The 17234-nt window shown below is 69.5% G+C and carries 20 protein-coding genes; 8 read left to right on the top strand and 12 right to left on the bottom strand.

Annotated features, from left to right (window positions below):
- Together L6E10_RS35065 and L6E10_RS35060 are read right to left on the bottom strand one after the other, a co-directional pair.
- Positions 1–340, bottom strand: a 340-nt coding sequence (locus tag L6E10_RS35065; RefSeq protein WP_374237592.1) for an MFS transporter, incomplete at its 3' end; no start/stop codon positions are given.
- 112 nt (positions 341–452) lie between these two features.
- Positions 453–1613, bottom strand: coding sequence for a beta-ketoacyl synthase N-terminal-like domain-containing protein (locus L6E10_RS35060; protein WP_236224458.1), 1161 nt, complete (start codon positions 1611–1613; stop codon positions 453–455).
- 199 nt (positions 1614–1812) lie between these two features.
- On the opposite strand from L6E10_RS35060, the gene L6E10_RS35055 reads away from it, so the two are divergent.
- Entirely contained in the window at positions 1813–2418 is a 606-nt protein-coding gene (locus L6E10_RS35055; RefSeq protein WP_236224457.1) for a TetR/AcrR family transcriptional regulator, read from the top strand.
- A 256-nt stretch (positions 2419–2674) separates the two neighbouring features.
- Entirely contained in the window at positions 2675–4024 is a 1350-nt protein-coding gene (locus tag L6E10_RS35050) for a flavin monoamine oxidase family protein (RefSeq protein ID WP_236224456.1), read from the top strand.
- Positions 4025–4073: 49 nt separating this feature from the next.
- Here the strand turns inward: L6E10_RS35050 and L6E10_RS35045 are convergent, their stop codons facing one another.
- From L6E10_RS35045 to L6E10_RS35000, 10 genes are all read right to left on the bottom strand, one after another.
- Positions 4074–4412 carry a hypothetical protein gene (locus tag L6E10_RS35045; protein WP_236224455.1) on the bottom strand — a complete coding sequence of 113 codons (339 nt, stop codon included), beginning with the start codon at positions 4410–4412 and terminating at the stop codon, positions 4074–4076.
- A complete protein-coding gene (locus tag L6E10_RS35040; protein ID WP_236224454.1) occupies positions 4393–5058 on the bottom strand; it encodes a DedA family protein in 666 nt (221 codons plus the stop codon). Before L6E10_RS35040 ends, L6E10_RS35045 begins: the two co-directional genes overlap by 20 nt.
- A gap of 2 nt (positions 5059–5060) precedes the next feature.
- A complete protein-coding gene (locus tag L6E10_RS35035) occupies positions 5061–6434 on the bottom strand; it encodes a cation:proton antiporter (protein WP_236224453.1) in 1374 nt (457 codons plus the stop codon).
- Positions 6434–7105, bottom strand: a complete 672-nt coding sequence (locus tag L6E10_RS35030; RefSeq protein WP_236224452.1) for a DedA family protein — start codon at positions 7103–7105, stop codon at positions 6434–6436. The genes L6E10_RS35035 and L6E10_RS35030 overlap by 1 nt, the downstream gene beginning before the upstream one ends.
- A gap of 239 nt (positions 7106–7344) precedes the next feature.
- Entirely contained in the window at positions 7345–7830 is a 486-nt protein-coding gene (gene rraA, locus L6E10_RS35025; RefSeq protein ID WP_236224451.1) for a ribonuclease E activity regulator RraA, read from the bottom strand.
- The gene (gene otnC, locus L6E10_RS35020; RefSeq protein ID WP_236224450.1) at positions 7827–8435 is read right to left on the bottom strand and encodes a 3-oxo-tetronate 4-phosphate decarboxylase; all 609 of its coding nucleotides are present in this window, start codon (positions 8433–8435) and stop codon (positions 7827–7829) included. Before otnC ends, rraA begins: the two co-directional genes overlap by 4 nt.
- A complete protein-coding gene (otnK, locus tag L6E10_RS35015) occupies positions 8432–9667 on the bottom strand; it encodes a 3-oxo-tetronate kinase (protein WP_236224449.1) in 1236 nt (411 codons plus the stop codon). The genes otnC and otnK overlap by 4 nt, the downstream gene beginning before the upstream one ends.
- Complete coding sequence (locus tag L6E10_RS35010; RefSeq protein ID WP_236224448.1) at positions 9664–10317, bottom strand: aspartate/glutamate racemase family protein; 654 nt, start codon at positions 10315–10317, stop codon at positions 9664–9666. Before L6E10_RS35010 ends, otnK begins: the two co-directional genes overlap by 4 nt.
- 1 nt (position 10318) lies before the next feature.
- Positions 10319–11395 (bottom strand): isocitrate/isopropylmalate dehydrogenase family protein, encoded by a 1077-nt coding sequence (locus L6E10_RS35005; protein ID WP_236224447.1) that lies wholly within the window; start codon positions 11393–11395, stop codon positions 10319–10321.
- Between the two features lie 19 nt (positions 11396–11414).
- Entirely contained in the window at positions 11415–11825 is a 411-nt protein-coding gene (locus L6E10_RS35000) for a cupin domain-containing protein (RefSeq protein ID WP_236224446.1), read from the bottom strand.
- A 146-nt stretch (positions 11826–11971) separates the two neighbouring features.
- Between L6E10_RS35000 and L6E10_RS34995 the strand changes: the two genes are divergently transcribed.
- From L6E10_RS34995 to L6E10_RS40530, 6 genes are all read left to right on the top strand, one after another.
- Positions 11972–12841, top strand: coding sequence for a GntR family transcriptional regulator (locus tag L6E10_RS34995; protein ID WP_236224445.1), 870 nt, complete (start codon positions 11972–11974; stop codon positions 12839–12841).
- A 228-nt stretch (positions 12842–13069) separates the two neighbouring features.
- Complete coding sequence (locus L6E10_RS34990; RefSeq protein WP_236224444.1) at positions 13070–14431, top strand: CitMHS family transporter; 1362 nt, start codon at positions 13070–13072, stop codon at positions 14429–14431.
- An 8-nt stretch (positions 14432–14439) separates the two neighbouring features.
- Positions 14440–14739 carry a putative quinol monooxygenase gene (locus L6E10_RS34985; RefSeq protein WP_236224443.1) on the top strand — a complete coding sequence of 100 codons (300 nt, stop codon included), beginning with the start codon at positions 14440–14442 and terminating at the stop codon, positions 14737–14739.
- 13 nt (positions 14740–14752) lie between these two features.
- A complete protein-coding gene (locus L6E10_RS34980) occupies positions 14753–16132 on the top strand; it encodes an aldehyde dehydrogenase family protein (protein WP_236224442.1) in 1380 nt (459 codons plus the stop codon).
- On the top strand, positions 16129–16725 hold the full coding sequence (locus tag L6E10_RS34975; RefSeq protein WP_236224441.1) for a carboxymuconolactone decarboxylase family protein: 597 nt from the start codon (positions 16129–16131) through the stop codon (positions 16723–16725). Before L6E10_RS34980 ends, L6E10_RS34975 begins: the two co-directional genes overlap by 4 nt.
- On the top strand, positions 16722–16856 hold the full coding sequence (locus L6E10_RS40530; RefSeq protein ID WP_275677277.1) for a hypothetical protein: 135 nt from the start codon (positions 16722–16724) through the stop codon (positions 16854–16856). The genes L6E10_RS34975 and L6E10_RS40530 overlap by 4 nt, the downstream gene beginning before the upstream one ends.
- Positions 16857–17234: the final 378 nt, after the last annotated feature.

Genomic DNA, 17234 nt, shown 5'->3' with positions numbered 1-17234 from the left:
CCGGCATGATCATCGCGCCGCCGACGCCGAGCACGGCCCGCGCGCCGATCAGCACCGCGACGTCCGGTGCCCACGCGCAGGCCAGGGATGCCAGCCCGAACGCCACGTAGCCGAGCACCAGGATCCGGCGCCGGCCGTAGCGGTCGCCCAGCGTGCCGAAGGCGAGCAGCAGGGGCGCCGCGACCAGCGAGTAGACCGCGATGATCCACAGCTGACTGGTCGCGGTGGGCCGCAGGTCCTCCGCCAACGCGGGCAAAGCCATGTGCAGCACCGTGGCGTCCACGGACACCAGCAGCAGACTGGCGCACAAGACCGCCAGCACGAGCCAGCGCCTACCCACCAGAACTTCGGAAGGTCGAATCATCACGATCACTTCGCCTTGAACGGGATTGCGGTACATGGTTCTGCTGCGGCCGTTCGCGGTTCGCGGCACCTCGTCCGGCTGCTGGAAGTCAGTGGCGCCAATGTCGCGGTGTCACACGCTCGAGCAGCATCGCGGAGGCCTGCTCGGCCCCGGCGGTGGTCATCAGGCCTTGCCGGCCATGGCTGTGTTCGAGGCGCCGCATGAGGGTGACAGCCAGCCGAGGCCCCATGCAGGCAAACGGAGTACCCAGAGCAATCGCTCCCCCATCGACGTTCACCGTGTCGGTGAACAGTCCGAGGTCGTCGATGCACGCCAGGAAATGGGCGGCGGAAATCTCGTCCAGTTCCACCGAGTCGAGCCGATCCACTGTCCACTCCGAACGCGACAGGACTTCCCGAGCGGCGGCCACCTGACCGATCTCGGCCGAACCAGCGTCGAGCTTCGCGTCGGCCATCGCCACGATCCGAGCACGCGGACGCAGATCACGCTGCGCGACATAGCGTCCGCTCAGGAGCACCACCGCGGCAGCACCGTTGTCCAGCGAACTCGCATTGCCCGTGGTGATCACACCGCCGGCCCCGCAGATCGGCTGCAGATCCCCCAGCGTCCTCATCGTGGTTGCCGCACGGAGACCCGCGTCGTGCTCTACCTCGCCGAAAGCAACGATCTCTCCGGCGAGGCGTTCCTTCTCCAGTGCGACCTTGGCGCGCTCATAGGACTTCCAGGCGTATTCGTCCAGAACTTCCCTCGTGAAGCCCCGTTGCTCCGCCAGACGTTCGGCGAGTTGCACGGCGGCCCGGAAGCGAGTCCGGGACTCGGTGGGAGGCTCGGCTTCCCCGGACAGGGGCCAGCGCCACAAGCGAGCTGCCGCCGGCACCTCGGGCCCATGAGCCGACAGCTCGACACCTGCTGCCACGACGACGTCGGCAACTCCGGAGGCGATCATCGACCGGGCTGCCGTGATGGCGTCCATGCCCGTGGTGGCACCTGTCGTGACTACTGAGTGCCCGGCCTTTTTCGACAATCCGGCGCGTTGTGCGGCTTTACCCGCGGCAGTGCGTGCCGCCGTTTCGGGGTGACCGGAGGAGGCGAGGACAAGCGCATCCACCTCGCCGGGATCGATCCCCGTCAGCTCGACCGCAGTGCGCACGACTTTCTCCGCGAGTTTCACGGCATGACGAGTCGATGCATCACGGTCGAACGGGCCGACCGCGGTTCGCACGCCGTCAGCGATGAAGACGTCGGTCATGCGCTGCTCCTTGGGCTCCTATGAGGGAGACCCGGACGTTGGTCGTCCGGGTTTCCAGGAGGTTACTATACCGTCCAGACGGTATAGTAAGCATGACATGTCCCGTTTCCCGAAGTCGGCCAACGACACGCCACCCGACGCGCCCCGGCGTGAAGCGCGTCCGGTATGAACAACAGGCGAGCGAACATAGGAGGGCGTCATGGCACGCAAGGCGGGTCGCACGCCGGAAGAGACAAGGCACGTACTGCTCGAAGCCGCAGCCGTGGTCTTCCGCGAGCGGGGGTTGTCCGCGAGCCTGGACGAGATCGCCAGGCGAGCCGGCGTGTCCAAGGGCGGACTGCTCTACCACTTCGCGGCCAAGGAAGACCTCGTGCGCGCACTGGCGCACGACGTGCTCGACGACCTGCGAGCGATGGTGTACGCCGAGATCGATCCCGAGGACTCGGCGCCGGGCGCGTTGGCCCGTGCGTACATCAGGACGTGCCTGGCGGTCACCCCGGACGACGAGACAGCGATCCGGGAGACAGTGCACCTGCTCGCACAGCTGACCGTCATGCCCGATGTGGTCGAGCTGATGCGCACCGATTCCCAGCGCTGGCACGACGACCTGCGTGCCGACGGCATGCCCGACCACGTGCGCACGCTCGTGATCAACGCTGTGGACGGCGCCAGCATGTCGCCGTTCTACGGCGGCGCACTCTCCGAAGACGACCTGGACACCCTCAAACGGCAGCTGCTGCGCTTCACCCTGCACAGCGAACTCTGGGAAGTCCTCTCCCCCGACACCGCAGCCGCCTCGCGCTGAGACCGGCGGGTCCACCACCGCAGTCTTGCGTCAGGATCCCGATGACCGAACGGGATCCTGACGCCCACCGCTTCCGCCCGGCCCCTGAGCGCCCCACGGGCGACGCCGCACTCCTCCACGCCACACCGCCGCTCACCACATCGTGCGACAACCACCACACCCGCTGAACTGTACCGTCCAGACGGTATAGTTCTAGAGGGAGCCGAGGGCGAACCCCGCGATCGCGGAACCGAATCACGACGTACGGAGCAAGATCATGAACAGTGTCGTCAGCCAGTCCACCGATGTCGTCATCGTCGGAGCCGGTCTTTCCGGCTTGACGGCAGCGGATGAGCTCACACGAGCGGGCTACGACGTCCTTGTGGTCGAGGGCCGCAAGCGCGTCGGCGGCCGTATCCACAAGATCGAGATCGCCGGCGTGCCCGTCGACGCCGGCGCGACCTGGGTGGCACCGCACCACTCAGCCGTCCGCGAACTCGTGAGCCGGCTGCACTGCGAACTCGTACCGCAGTTCCACGACGGGAAGGGCGTCATCTCCTTCGGAGGAAAGCGCAAGACCGAAAGCCTCACCGCTCTGTCCCCGTTGGTCTCACTCGACATCGCGCGCATCACGAGCGCGCTGCAGAAGATCGTGGACGGCTTCTCCTTCTCGGCGCCGTGGGAGCACCCCGACGCGGCGGAACTCGACTCCATGTCACTGGGCGAGTGGCTGACCTCCAAGCACGCCCTTGAAGGCACCCGGAAGTTCATGAACATGTTCAGCCTGGTGCAGTGGGGCGCACCGGTCGGTGACGTGTCGCTGTTCAACGCGCTGCGCTACATCAAAACCCTCGGCGGCATCGAGATCATGCTCAAGGTGGAGGGCGGCGACCAGCAGGACCGTGTGCTCGGCTCGGCCCACACCCTCGTCAGCAGGCTTGCCGACACGCTGGAGTCCCGCGTGATCACCGGCTCCCCCGTGGAGACCATCACCACCGTCGGCGATCGCGTCACGGTCACGACGAGCACGCACACGATCGACGCCCGGTTCGTCATCGTGACGGCGTCGCCGGTCCACCGCTCGACCATCGAGTTCACGCCTGCGCTTCCGGCGCAGCACCACGGCCTTGCCCGCAGCTGGCGGCTGGGCGCGCTCAGCAAGGCGTTCGTCGCTTACGACCGTCCGTTCTGGCGTGCCGAAGGCCTGTCCGGAGAAGGGGTGTCCGACGACGACACCGTCTTCCTCACCTTCGACGTCAGCCCCAGCGCCGACGGCCCCGGCATCATGATGGTGTTCTGCGACGCGCGCGGGTTCGACGGGTACGACGAGGACGAGCGTCGCCGTCGCGTCATGAAGCACCTCGTCCACCTGTTCGGGGAATCCGCTCGCCACGTCACCGAGTACACCGACTTCTCCTGGGGCACCGACACGTTCGCTCCCGGCGGACCGAACCCCGCGGTCGCGCCGAAAACGTGGACCTCGTACGGCAAGTTCCTCCGCGAGCCGGTCGGTCTCGTGCACTGGGCCGGCACCGAGACCGCCGAGGAGACCTCCGGCAGCATGAACGGCGCGGTCCTGTCGGGCCGGCGTGCGGCGGACGAGGTGGCTGCGCGGCTCGCCCGCTGACCGCGGCCGGTTTTCGCCGCCGGAGACGCGCTGGCCGCCCTGACTGGTTTCAGGGCGGCCAGACCTGCGTCCAGACCCGGTACGAGGTCCGGGCACGGTGACCGCACCGGCCACCGCCCAGTGGCGCCAGCTCTGGCGAACCCCAGGCAACGTGGGGCAGGAACGTCGCGATCGACGCCCGGAGCAGCTGCGGGTACAGCAGCCCGATGCCGCCGACTGTGACCGCCATGCCCGACGACTTCCACAGATGCCCCGCGGCTCCCGCGCCCGGGTGATGTCCTGGAACGCTCTTGCCCAGCTCCGCCCTGACCGCGCCGGCGGTGTGGATGATCCAGGACTTGATCCGGTGACGACTGCCACCGACTCCATCAAACGTCGGCTTGGTCACCAGACTTCGTCGTACCGGCCGTCCCGACCACCGCAGGCTCGGTTCCCTTACGGCGCGCGTTGCGGATGACCAAGCCGGCGACAGCGACAGCGGCAAGGACGAGTACGACCGTGCCGCCGCGCGACAGCACGGTTTCGAGGGTCCTGGCGGCAGCGCCCGCCGCGCTCCCCGCGGCGATGTGCAGAGCCGACCAGCAGGCGGCGCCGGCGAGGCTGGCCGGGATGAACCTGGACAGCGACAACCCGGACGTCCCCGCCACCGGCGGCACCAGCGTGCGCAGCACCGGGAGGAAGCGCGCGAAGAAGACCGCCCAGGCCCCGTGCCGCCTCAGGATCGCGGCAGCACGGTCCCATCCACGCGCACCGTGCCTGCGGATGATCTTCGTCTCGCGCAGGCGCGGGCCGAATCGCCGGCCGACGGTGCGACCGATGAGATCACCCGCGCTCGCGGCGACGGTCACCACCAGCCACATGACGACGAAGCGAGGAGTCGTGGTGGCGGTGGTGGCGGCCACCAGAAGCGCGCCTTCACCGGGGACGAGGAAGCCCAGGCCGAGGCTGCACTCGGCGAGGACCAGCAACCCGGTCACCGCGACGACGGCAGGGTGGGGCAGTGATTGGAGCCAGGTCAGAACTTCGGTCAGCACGGTCACGCCTCGTTGTCGGGTCGGTGGTGGATGCCTTCGACCGGCGACGACGTCGGCCGGCGGAGGGGTGGTTCGACGCGGGCACCCGCCGCGGTCGCGGGGGACTCCGGTTCCTCCGGGCGCCGGCGGGGTCGGACCAGCAAGCGGGCCAGCGGCGCCGAACCCAGCCCGTGCAGGACCGCGCTGCCCAGAACGCACAACACGGTGACGGACAGGATCGTGTCGGCCACCTCCCCCTCGGCCAGCCCGTTGACCGCCAGGAGCCCGAAGACGATCGACGTGGTGCCGCGCGGACCGAGTGCGCCGACCAGGAAGCGGTCCCGGCCGGACATGGGCGTCCCGGCCAACGAGAGCACGACCGGCACGATGCGCAAGACGGTCAGCGCGGCAACGCAGAAGACCACCTCCTGCCAGCTCACACCCTGAGCGAAGACGACGACCGCCGCCGCGCCCACGACGAACCACATGGCGTGGGTGAGCAAGCCGGTGGCGTCCTCGAGCAGCCGCAGGTCCTGGGCGAGGACGGGACGCCGATCGGGATCCTCGCGCGTGGCCGTGCGGATGAGGGGAATCGCCTTGGCCTGGAAGACGCGGCGGAAGACGGTTCCGCACACGAACGAGGCGACGAAGCCGTTGCCGTCGACGGCCACCGTGGCGGCATAGGTCAGCACCGGCACCGCGAGAACCGCGACCCTGCGCGACCGCTCGGTGCTCCACCCGGCACGTTGCGCGGAGAACAGCACCGTGGCGAGCACCGCTCCGAGCGCGGCGCCGACCAGCACCGCCTTCAGCGCGAACGGCAGCGCGGTGGCCAGTGCCTCCTGAGGAGTCCGTTCGGGGTACCGCGTCCCGCTCAGGATCAACGCGAACAAGAAGACCGGCGACACCAGTCCGTCGTTGTAGCCGCTCTCGACATTGAGGACGCTGCGCACTCTCGCGGGCAACACGGGGTCGCGGACCACCCGCTCGGCGGCGGCGAAGTCGCTGGGGATCACCACGCACGCCAGCAGAAGCAGTAGCGGCAGGGACAGCCCCGGCAGCAGCAGCGCCCCGGCGACCATCGCCGCCGCGATGCTCAACGGCATCGCCACCAGGAGCAACCGTCCCACGATGCCGGGATACCGGCCCCACAGCCGGCCTCCGCGCACCTCGGTGGCGTCGATGAACAGCAGCACCGCGAGGATGATCTCGGCGATGTGCTGAGCGACCTCGGTGTTGACCAGAGGCAGCAGGTCGACACCGCGTGAGGCCATGGCGGCGAGCGCTCCTGCCGCAATCATGACCACGGGTGCCGCAACGTTCCAGCGATCCAGCCGCGCGGACACCAGCGATCTGACCAGAACAGCCGCGGAGAGGGCGAGAAGAACCGGGATCATCATCGGACGCGCTGCTCGCCACTTCTCGCGGGCCGGCCGAGGTCCGTTCGCGGTCCCGCGCCACCACCCGGTGAACCGGCCGATTTCTGCCTGCTCGTGCGGAACAGGCGCCTGCCCACCTCGAAGACCCCTGCCGTGATCACACCCGTGAGCAGACCGGCGAGCAGGGTCGGTACCGGTTCGCCCTGGGTCAGCGGTGTCAGCACGGTGCCGATGAGCAGCATGTAGGCGCTCCACAACGCCGAGCTCGCCACCGAAGCCACGAGGAACACGTGGAGCGGCACCCGCAGCCGCCCGCAGGCGGCGCTGCTCACCAGCCTGCCACCAGGCACCAAGCGCACGCTGACGCACGTGAGGATCGGCCTGGCACGAATCGTCCTGCCGACCCACGCCACCCAGCCCTCGGACTCGGCCTCGGTCTCGCGCACAACGCGGCGAGAACCACGGCCCAACGCGAACACGGCGACATCCCCGAGCACCGAACCCACCAGAGCGGTCAGGAACAACACCGGCAAGCCCGGCACGTCTCTCCCCGTCACGACGCCGGCGACCGCCATGATCAACAGGGACTCGCTGGGAAGCATCGGGACCGGTCCGTCGATCGCGATGAGCAAGGCCAGCGCGGGCAGCAGCCAGGCGCTGTGCAGCGCGGCTTCGAACAGGCCGTTCATCACCCGCGCCGCCCGGTCCAACCGGCGCGGCTCGGCACAATTCCACAGGAACGGCCGCACGCCGAGTCAGGCGCGACCGGAACCGCCGATGCCGGTTCGCGTCGCGGGCGCGAGATTGGTGTCGGTAGCCTGGTCACACCAGAACTATACCGTCCAGACGGTATAGTTCTGGGTGTAAGCTCGCGCACAACGAGCACAGCACGATGCCCCACAGGGCTCGGTCTGACCAGGAAGCCTCGTCAACTCCGAAGATCTGGCAGCACCGCAACACCGTCGGAGTCCGCGTGCAGCACGTCGCCCGGCTTGAACTCGACGCCGCCGAACGTCACCGGGACGTCCACCTCCCCCGCACCGGTCTTGCCGCTCTTGCGCGGGATCGTGCCCAGGGCCAGCACACCGAGGTTCATGCCGCCGAGCGTGGCGCTGTCACGAACGGCTCCGTTCAGCACGAGGCCCGCCCAGCCGTTCTCGACCGCCGCGGTGGCGATCAGGTCACCGGTGAGTGCTGTGCGCAGCGAGCCTCCTCCGTCCACGACGAGCACTGCCCCGTCTCCAGGTGCACGCAGGAGGGTGCGCACGAGGTCGTTGTCCTCGAAGCAACGCACGGTGCGCACTGTGCCCGCGAACTCGGTGAGACCACCGAAGGAGCGGAATTGCAGGTCGCACACGCGCAACGCGTCGCCGTGCTCGTCGACCAGGTCGGCTGTGGCAACAGGAGTGATCATCGGCTGTCCTCGGTTCGATCCGCGGTGGGCACCGTCGTGGTTCGGTGGCCTCGCAGGAGAAGGTGGATGCGAGCGGTCTCCTCGAGTTCTTCCGCGGCGTCCGCTGCGGTGAGGAGGTCGGGTCCGGCGACGAGCGAGCCGTGGTTGGCCAGCAGAAGGGCGTGGTGGGTGCGGGCGGCTTGTTCGGCGATCGGTCCCAGCGCCGGATCGCCCGGTGCGTGGAAAGGCAGCAGCGGCAGGGTTCCCACGCGCATCGCGTAGTACGCCGTGAGGGGTGGGAGCACGTCGGCCGGGTCGACGTCGGCCAGGCACGAGACCGCGACGGCGTAGGTGGAGTGCAGGTGCACCACTGCACCGGCGTCGGGCCGAGCGCGGTAGACGGCGGCGTGCAGGAACGCTTCCTTGGTCGGCAGCGGGCCTTCCAGATGCCGTCCCTCGACATCGATCACCGACAGGTCGGCCTGGTCCAGGGCTCCCAGGCTCACACCGGTGGGGGTCACCAGGATTCCACCGTTCACGCGCACGCTGATGTTGCCCGTGCGTCCGTGGGTCAGGCGCCGGTCGAACAACGACCTGCCGAGTCCGACGAGCTGCGCGGCGCTCATCGGAGATCACCCTGGGCCGCACGGACCAGGAGGTCCGGGCGACCGAAGTTGCCTGACTTGAGCAGCAGGGCGACCGGGTCATCGCCCGAGGTCAAGCACCACGGCACGCCGCGGTCGGCCTCGCCACCGACCAGCACCTGGTCGACCCCCAGCGCGGCGGTGACCGCACCCGAGGTCTCCCCTCCGGCCACGACGACGCGTCGCGCGCCGAGCTTCACCGCGCGCTCGGCCAGCAGTCCGAGAGTGCGTTCCAGCACCCCTGACGTGTCAGGCCCCATGGCGGCACGGGCAGCGTCACGCTCTTCCACGTTCGCTGACGAGTAGAGCACCACCGGAACATCGCCGAAGTTCTCGTCCAGCCACGCGAGAGCCGTGCCGGCCAGGTCCGCCGGATCGGGGGTGGCGACCGGGTCCAGGCGGTGAGCCGGGAACCGCGCCAGGGCGTGGCCGAGTTGTCCGAGGGTGGCGGCGGAGCAGCTGCCCGCGAGGATCACGGCAGGCCCGCTCGGCAGCGTCGTCGCTTCGGCTGGTCGCGGAATGGACGTGGTTCGCGCTATCGCGCCCGCGAGTCCCGCGCCACCGGTGACGACCGGGAGGTGATCGGTCGCACGGGCTACCTGGATCAGATCGCCGTCCTCGGTCGCATCGACGACCACGTGCCGGATTCCTCGTGCTGCCAGGGAATCCAGGTGCGCGCGGATCGCACCGGCGCGCACCACGTCGAGCGGGAGCAGGCCGACCGGGTGGGGTGTCTGACGGGCGAGCACGCGGACGAGGTTGGAGTCGGTCATCGGGGTCAGCGGGTGGTGGCGCATCGGGGACTCCGAGAGCAACGCGCCGTCCACGAACAGATGGCCGAGGTAGGTGGTCCGTCCGTGTTCCGGCGAGGCGGGGCAGATCAGTGTCAGCGCGCCGTCGGCGAGCGCGTCGGTCACAGGTCCGATGTTGCCTTCGTCGGTGGAGTCGAACGTCGAGCAGTACTTGACGTACAGACGCCGCACGCCCACTTCCGCCAACCAGTCCCAGGCACGTGAGCTCTGGTCGACGGCTTCGGCAGCGGGAAGGGACCGCGTCTTGAGCGCCACCACGACGGCGTCGCAGTCGGGCGGCACGGTGCCGGGGGCCGGGATTCCGAACCTCAGCACCGTGCGCATGCCCGCGCGGCGCAGCGCGGCGGCGACGTCGCTGCCGCCGGTGTGGTCGTCGGCGATGACGCCCAGCACCGGGCTCATCGCTTCGCTCCCGCCAAAGCGGTGCCGACAGCCTGCGCGGCGAGGCGCGGAGGGCTGAGCACCGGCACGTCGGCCAGCGCTCGCACCTGCTCGGCGGCCGGCGCGAGCGAGAACTGCCCCAGCACCACCACATCGGAGAGGTGAGCGCTCGCCGAGGTGGCCAGCAACCGCGCGGCCAGGTCCACGTCGTTCTCGGCCAACGCCTCACGCACGCCTGCCACCGCAGTACCGTGCACCGATGTCCCGGGTCCGAGGTGCGCGCTCAGCCGGTCGACGGTGTCCCTCGTACCGGCTTCGGCCGGACCGAGCACGAGCACGGTGGCGGGTTCGAGCCGGGCGACCTCGTCGAACAGCGCGAGGTCCGAGGGCAGCACGGGAACCGGGTGGTTCCGAGCCGCCTCTTCAGCCACGGGTCCGTACATGGAGCAGGTCAGCAGCACGGCGTCAGCGCCGTGGTCGACGGCGTAGGCGATCAGCGTGCGCATCCGGGTTCGCAGTGCCGGGGTCAGGCCGCCTGCCTGCTCGGCGTCACCGATGAGGGTGTCGTCGAGCAGGTTCCACAACCGCGCTTGCGGAAGCGCGTCGGCGAACGCCTCGGCCGCGGGCCCGATCGGAGCCGGTGTGGCGTGCACGAGCGCGATGAGCGTCATGTCAGGCGCTCCCGATGGCGGCGACCACGGCCTGGGTGAACACCGTGGTGGAGGCGCTGCCACCGAGGTCGCGAGTGCTCGTCCCGCCGACGACGGTGGCGGTGACACCCTCCTCCACCCGCGAGGCGGCGTCCAGCAACCTGGGGTCGTCGTGCTTGCCCGCGAGCCACTGCAGCAGCATCGCGCCGGACTGGATCATCGCGATGGGGTTGGCGAGGTCCTGGCCGGCGATGTCGGGCGCGGAGCCGTGCGCGGCCTGTGCCATCGCGTGGGTGTCGGAGGAGTTGATCGACGGCGCGATGCCGAGCGAGCCGGCGATCTCGCCCGCGAGGTCGGACAGGATGTCGCCGAACATGTTCTCGGTGACGATCACGTCGAACTCGTCGGCGCGGCGCACGAGGTGCACGGTCATGGCGTCGATGTGGAAGTCGTTCACCGTGACGTCGGGGTACTGCGCGGCGACCTCGCGGCAGACGTCGCGGAACAGACCGGTGGTCAGCCGCAGCACGTTGGCCTTGTGGACGATCGTGACGCGCTTGTCGCGCTGCAGGGCCAGTTCGAACGCGGTGCGCGCGATCCGTTCGGTGGCGGCGCGGGTGATGATGCCCATCGCGACGGCCACGTCCGGGGTGGGCATGTACTCGCCGGTGCCCGCGAAGGTGTTTCGGTCGGCGTAGAAGCCCTCGGTGTTCTCCCGCACGATCACCAGGTCGGTGCCGGGCACGACCGCGTTGCCGCCGGGGAACGCCTTGGCGGGGCGGATGTTCGCGTACAGGCCGAAGTGCTTGCGGATGGTGCCGCTGGGGTTGAGCTGCGAGCGGAACGGCTGCGGGTAGGCGGCGCTGTCGTGCGGGCCGAGCAGCCAGCCGTCCAGGCCGGCGAGCGCGTCGAGGGTCTCCTGCGGCGTGTGGGCGCCGTGGCTCCCGATCGCACCCGCACCAAGGGGAAGCTCGGTCCACTCGAACGGCTCGACGCCCGCGGCGTGCAGTGCCGCGTCGAGGACCGCGACGGTGGCGGGCACGATCTCGGGGCCGATGCCGTCGCCGTGCAGGACGCCGAGGCGGTAGGGCTTGGTCATGGTGGATCTGCCTTTCAGCTCAGCGGGAGTGCTCGGCGTCGACCCGCGTGGTCAGGCCGGTCTCGACGATCGTGCGGGTGGCCTCGACGGAGGCGTAGGTCCAGAGGATGCGCATGGGCGCGGTGTCCGAGGCGTTGCGGAAGCGGTGTGGCACGCCCGCGTCGACATAGGTCGTGTCGAAGCGGGTGAGGTGGTGTTCCTCGCCGTCGATCTCGACGACCGCGTCGCCTTCGAGGATCACGACGCTCTCCGGGCAGTTGTGGGTGTGCAGCGGAATCCCCGCGCCACCTTCGAACAACGTCTGTCCGTTGAGGAACACCTGAGCGCCTCGCGCGCAGGTCACGAGGGGGATCGTGCTGGCGCCTCCACCGCGCGAGAACGTGGCGAGCTCGGCCGGGCGCAGCACCGAGGCGGGGAAGGAGTCGTTCATCGACCGGATCTCCAGGGTTCGAGATGGTGGCGCCACCGTAACCCGATGTTGGTATTTTGCCAATAAGTAATACCAACGATGTGGTCCGCGTCTCGATGCCGGCTTGTAGACTGCGCCCGAACGAACATCGCCACGAGGATGGACGCATGCCGCCGACTCCGCTCACCCGTCAGGTCGCCGCGCGCATCGTCGACTACATCCGCTCCGAGCAGGTGGCCACCGGCACCCGCCTGGTCGAACGCACCCTCGCCGACCAGCTGCGCGTCTCCCGGTCACCGGTGCGCAACGCCCTGCGCCTGCTCGCCGACTCGGGCGCGGTGGCCGAGGCCGACCGCGGCGGCTACACGGTTGTCTCCACCGACCACCTCGACCTCACCGAGGACGCGGAAGACGACGTCGACGACACCGTCTACCTGACGATCGCCGGCGACCGCCTCGACGGCGAACTGCCCGACAAGATCACCGAGAGCGCACTGGTCCGCCGGTACTCGCTCACCCCGGCCCAGCTGAACCGCGTCTTGCGCCGCGCGTCGTCCGAAGGCTGGATCGAGCGCCTTCCCGGCTACGGCTGGGAGTTCCGCCCGACCCTCACCTCGCAGCAGTCCTACGCGGACAGCTACCGCTTCCGGCTCACCATCGAGCCGGCGGCGATCCTGGAGCCGACGTTCGTGCTGGACCGTGCGGCCATCGAGCACGTCCGCGAGCAGCAGCAGAAGCTCGCCGACGGCTGGATCCACGAGCTCGACAACATCACGCTGTTCAACATCAACCACGTCTTCCACGAGACGATCGCGGAGTGCAGCCGCAACGAGTTCTTCATCGAGGCGCTGCGCCGGGTCGACCACCTGCGCCGCCTGGTCGAGTACCGCCGTTCCCTGCCCCGCGAGAGCGGGGTGATCCGGTGCCGCGAGCACGTCGAGATCGCGGACCTGCTGCTGGCAGACCGGCGTACCGAGGCCGCTGAACGAATGCGCGGGCACCTCAGCACGGTCACCGCCGAGAAGATCGGCCCCTAGCCGCCGCAGGCGGCTCCACCAGGCGAAACGTCTCTCAAGACGATCTACTTCTCCTACCGGCGCTTCGTTGCGACCAAGAATCTTGGTACTTCCTACTTGTAAAATACCGAGCAGCGCTTTACCGTCGCCTTCACCGTTTCCCGGACCCGACGGCCCGGTCGGCGCGGCACGAACCGCACTCGACCTCTCCGGCCGACGCACTCAATCCGCGCGAGTGGAGAAGCAAAGATGCTTGCCGTTCTCGGTTTTCTCACGCTGGGCACGTTCATGGTGCTCGTGCTGCGCAAGTACGCCACGGCGTTCGTCGCGATCATCACGGCGCCGGTGCTCTTCGCGATCCTCGCCGGACGAGGCGGTGATCTCGGAGACATGGCCATCAGCGGCATCAAGACCGTCGCGCCCACCGCGATCCTGCTGCTGTTCGCGATCCTCTACTTCGGCGTCATGATGGACGCCAAGCTCTTCGAGCCCGTCTCCCGCGCCATCATCCGACTGTCCAAAGGGGACCCGGTCCGGATCTGCGTGGGCACGGCGGTGCTGGCACTGCTGGTCGCCCTCGACGGCGACGGCACCACCAGCTACATGATCATCTGTTCGGCGTTCCTGCCGATCTACCGGCGGCTCGGCATCAACCCGCTCGTCATCGCGACGATCGCGACCATGGCCCTGGGCGCGGTCTCCGGCTCCACCCCGTGGGGTGGCGCCGCCACCCGCGCCATCAGCGTGATGCACCTCGACGCCACGGCCTACTTCGTGCCGTTCCTGCCGTCGCTCGCGCTGACCAGCGGCGTCATCATCATGATCGCCTACTTCCTCGGCCTGCGCCAGCGCCGCGACGTCGACCCGCTGGTGATCGCCGAGGTGGCCCAGGAGATCGCCGCGAGCCGCAACCGCGGCGGCAGTGGCGGTACGACGACGATCACCGGCGGATCCGACGGCGCCGACAGCGCCGACGAAACCGCGGCCGTCACGCCTCGCTGGAAGATGTGGTTCAACGCGGGCCTCACCGCTCTGCTGCTCGTCCTGCTCATCCTCGGTGTCGCCCCGCTCGTCACGTTGTTCATCGCCGGGTTCGTCATCGCCCTGCTCGTCAACCACCCCAAGCTCACCGACCAGAGCGACGTCATCAAGCGGCACGCCTCCAGCGCCGTACCCGTCGTCGTGCTGGCACTGGCAGCGGGGATCTTCACCGGCATCCTCACCGACACCGGCATGGTCGAGGCGATGGCGAAGTCGATGCTGGCGATCGTGCCCGACGGCATGGGCAACCTGATCCCGCTGTTCACCGCCGTCATCGGCCTGCCGCTGAGCTTCTTCATGTCCAACGACGCCTACTTCTTCGGCGTCCTCCCGGTCCTCGCCGAGTCCGCCGCCCAGTTCGGCATCCCCGCCGACGAGATCGCCCGCGCCGGCGTCATCGGCCAGATGCTGCACTCCGTCGGCCCCGCCTCCGCACCGCTGTGGGTGCTGCTCGGCCTCGTCAAACGAGACCTCGGCGACTTCCAGCGGTTCAGCCTGCTCCCGGTCACGCTCGCGTCGCTGGCCTGGATCGTCTTCGCCGTGGTCACCGGCGCCATCAGCATCGCCTGAGGAGAACCATGATCGCGCTCGCCGTGTCCCTGCGGGTGAAGCCCGGCCACCGGGAGCCCTTCCTGACCGCCGCAGCTCTCCAGGCCGAGTCGTCCTTCGCCGAACCGGGCTGCACCTACTTCGACGTGGCCGCGGACACCGCGGACGAACACCACTTCGTCCTCTACGAGCTCTACGCCGACCAAGCCGCGCTCGATGCCCACCGCGCCTCTCCTCACTTCGCCGCCTGGCGGGCCTCCGCCGCTGAGCACCTCGTGCCCGGCAGCCTGACCGTCACCACCGCCGAACGCCTGCTGCACCACGCCTGAGCCGGAGCACACCATGAACACGATCACCACGATCAACCCGGCCAGCGGCGCACCCCTGGCCGAATACCGGGCATTCACCGCAGCCGAAGTCGACGCCGCGATCGCCGCGACCCGTTCCGCGGCGGACACCTGGGCCGCCACTCCACTGCAGCGCCGGCTCGCCCGCCTACGCGTCCTGGCGGACGAGCTCCGCGCCTCCCGGGACCCACTGGCCGCGCTGATCACCGCCGAGATGGGCAAGCCGACCGCGGAGGCGCTGGGCGAGGTCGAGAAGTCCGCGACCACCGCCGAGTACTACGCGGCCAACGCCGAACGCATCCTCGCCGACGAACCCGTCGACATCGGCCCCGGCGCGCGGGCCCGGACCAGCTACGAACCGCTCGGTGTCGTCTTCGCCGTCATGCCGTGGAACTTCCCGCTGTGGCAGGTGATGCGCTTCGCCGTCCCCACCCTCGCCGCCGGCAACACCGTACTGCTCAAGCACTCCCCCAACGTCACCGGCAGCGCGCTCGCCATCCAGGACCTCCTGGCCCGCGCCGGGTTCCCGCACGGCGCGCTCAGCACTCTCGTCATCGCCGAACCCGACGTCCCCGCCACCAGTGAACGGATCATCGCCGACGACCGCATCGCCGCCGTCACCCTCACCGGCAGCAACCGGGCCGGAGCGGCGGTCGGCGCCGCGGCAGGACGCGCGGTCAAGAAGGCCGTGCTCGAACTCGGCGGCTCCGACCCGTTCGTCGTGCTCGACGACGCCGATGTCGACGCCGCCGCGGCCGCCGCCGTGCGCTCCCGCTTCACCAACGCCGGCCAGAGCTGCGTGTGCGCCAAGCGATTCCTGCTCCACAACGCCATCGCCGAGGAGTTCACCCGCAAGTTCGTCGACGGCGCACGGGCGCTGAAGGTCGGAGACCCGGCCCTCAGCGACATGGGCCCGTTGGCCCGTGCCGACCTGCGCGACCAACTCCACGTCCAAGTCGAGAAGTCCGTCGCCCAAGGCGCGACCTTGCTGCTGGGCGGCAGTCCGATCGACAGCCACGGCTACTTCTACGAGCCCACGGTCCTCTCCGGCACCGGCCCCGGCGTGGTCGCGTTCGACGAGGAGACCTTCGGCCCCGTCGCCGCGCTCGCCACCGCCGCGGACGACGACGCACTCGCCGACCTCGCCAACGCCACCGACTACGGCCTGGCAGCGAGCATCTGGACCGCGGACACCGATCGCGCGGAACGCCTGGCCCGGAAGATCACCACCGGCGCCGTGTTCGTCAACGCCGTGGTGGCCTCGGATCCCCGGCTGCCTTTCGGCGGCACCAAGCGCAGCGGACACGGCCGCGAGCTCGCCGCCGCGGGCCTGCGCGAGTTCACCGCGGTGCGCACCTGGTGGATCGCGGGATGACCGCACCACAGGATTGGCCCGGCGGGCCACCCCGGGTTCCCCGGCTGCTGCCCGCCGACCTGACCTCCGCACAGCGCGAGCTGTTCGAGCGCATCACCACCGGTCCGCGTGCGGGAGCCGTTGCGCTGACCGATGTGGACGGTGCCCTGGTCGGGCCGTTCGGACTCATGCTGCTCGCCCCGCACGCAGGAGGAGCGCTGGAAGGTGTCGGAGCCGCCTTGCGCACCGACACCGAGTTGACCCCACGCATGCGGGAGTTGGCCATCCTCACCACCGCGGCCCACCGACGCTGCGCCTTCGAATGGACCTCTCACACCGCACCCGCGCTGGCCGCCGGCCTGACCCGGGAACAGCTGGACGAGTTGATCACCGGTCAGGTTCCGCACGACCTCGACGACGCCGAACGTTGTGCGGTGCTCACGACCAGGAGCCTGTTGACCGATGGGTCCCTGGACGACAACGCCTACGAGCACGCCGCTCACGTCCTGGGCGTCACCGCGTTGGCGGTGCTCGTCTGGCTCGTCGGGTACTACGCCGCGCTCGCCACCGCACTGGCGGTGTTCCGCCCGATCATCGGAGCAGTCGTCCGTTGACCGGCGAGCCGGGGCGTCGCCTGCTCGTCCTGCTGCTCGTCCACTCGGTTCCCGCCCAGGTCATCGCGTTCGTCCTGCGGCCGGCCGTCACCTACCGGGCTTGCGAGGCCGCGCCATGTCCCTGCGCCTGACCGGCAACCGACTCGACCAGGTCGTGCTGACCGGCGCCATCGCCGTCAGCACCGGAGCCACCGGCGTCCTGTGCGCCACCACCGCCTGCCAGGCAACCCGGACGTGTGGGTGCCAGAACTAGACCGAGCAGCCTGACCTGCGCATGGACTTCACGGGTGGCCGGGCCGGAGCCGGTCGACCCAGCGGGTGAGCTGCTGTCAGGCTGGCAGACGCGATCCAGCAGGCCTGGCTGCGCGGCTGGGATGCCAACCCGGCCGAGAACACGGCACGCCGGCGAGGCGACGACCGACGATGACGCTGGAGCAGCAAATCGCCGATCGCGTCGCGGAACCGGGCTGGAGTCCCCGAGTTGACCGATGTACCCGGCCTCGGACCGC

This window comes from Lentzea sp. CC55, assembly GCF_021056325.1.
Classification (GTDB): domain Bacteria; phylum Actinomycetota; class Actinomycetes; order Mycobacteriales; family Pseudonocardiaceae; genus Lentzea; species Lentzea jiangxiensis.
The sequence above is the reverse complement of the archived record's forward strand: the minus strand, read 5'-3'. Positions and strand labels throughout refer to the sequence as shown.

Excerpts from the sequence above, each read along its gene's own strand:
- L6E10_RS35005 (WP_236224447.1), bottom strand. The coding sequence starts at position 11,395 with ATGACCAAGCCCTACCGCCTCGGCGTCCTGCACGGCGACGGCATCGGC.
- L6E10_RS35050 (WP_236224456.1), top strand. The coding sequence starts at position 2,675 with ATGAACAGTGTCGTCAGCCAGTCCACCGATGTCGTCATCGTCGGAGCC.
- L6E10_RS35060 (WP_236224458.1), bottom strand. The coding sequence starts at position 1,613 with ATGACCGACGTCTTCATCGCTGACGGCGTGCGAACCGCGGTCGGCCCG.
- L6E10_RS34975 (WP_236224441.1), top strand. The coding sequence starts at position 16,129 with ATGACCGCACCACAGGATTGGCCCGGCGGGCCACCCCGGGTTCCCCGG.
- otnK (WP_236224449.1), bottom strand. The coding sequence starts at position 9,667 with ATGAGCCCGGTGCTGGGCGTCATCGCCGACGACCACACCGGCGGCAGC.
- L6E10_RS34985 (WP_236224443.1), top strand. The coding sequence starts at position 14,440 with ATGATCGCGCTCGCCGTGTCCCTGCGGGTGAAGCCCGGCCACCGGGAG.
- otnC (WP_236224450.1), bottom strand. The coding sequence starts at position 8,435 with ATGAGCGCCGCGCAGCTCGTCGGACTCGGCAGGTCGTTGTTCGACCGG.
- L6E10_RS34990 (WP_236224444.1), top strand. The coding sequence starts at position 13,070 with ATGCTTGCCGTTCTCGGTTTTCTCACGCTGGGCACGTTCATGGTGCTC.
- L6E10_RS35030 (WP_236224452.1), bottom strand. The coding sequence starts at position 7,105 with ATGAACGGCCTGTTCGAAGCCGCGCTGCACAGCGCCTGGCTGCTGCCC.
- rraA (WP_236224451.1), bottom strand. The coding sequence starts at position 7,830 with ATGATCACTCCTGTTGCCACAGCCGACCTGGTCGACGAGCACGGCGAC.
- L6E10_RS34980 (WP_236224442.1), top strand. The coding sequence starts at position 14,753 with ATGAACACGATCACCACGATCAACCCGGCCAGCGGCGCACCCCTGGCC.
- L6E10_RS35035 (WP_236224453.1), bottom strand. The coding sequence starts at position 6,434 with ATGATCCCGGTTCTTCTCGCCCTCTCCGCGGCTGTTCTGGTCAGATCG.
- L6E10_RS35010 (WP_236224448.1), bottom strand. The coding sequence starts at position 10,317 with ATGACGCTCATCGCGCTCGTGCACGCCACACCGGCTCCGATCGGGCCC.
- L6E10_RS34995 (WP_236224445.1), top strand. The coding sequence starts at position 11,972 with ATGCCGCCGACTCCGCTCACCCGTCAGGTCGCCGCGCGCATCGTCGAC.
- L6E10_RS35000 (WP_236224446.1), bottom strand. The coding sequence starts at position 11,825 with ATGAACGACTCCTTCCCCGCCTCGGTGCTGCGCCCGGCCGAGCTCGCC.
- L6E10_RS35055 (WP_236224457.1), top strand. The coding sequence starts at position 1,813 with ATGGCACGCAAGGCGGGTCGCACGCCGGAAGAGACAAGGCACGTACTG.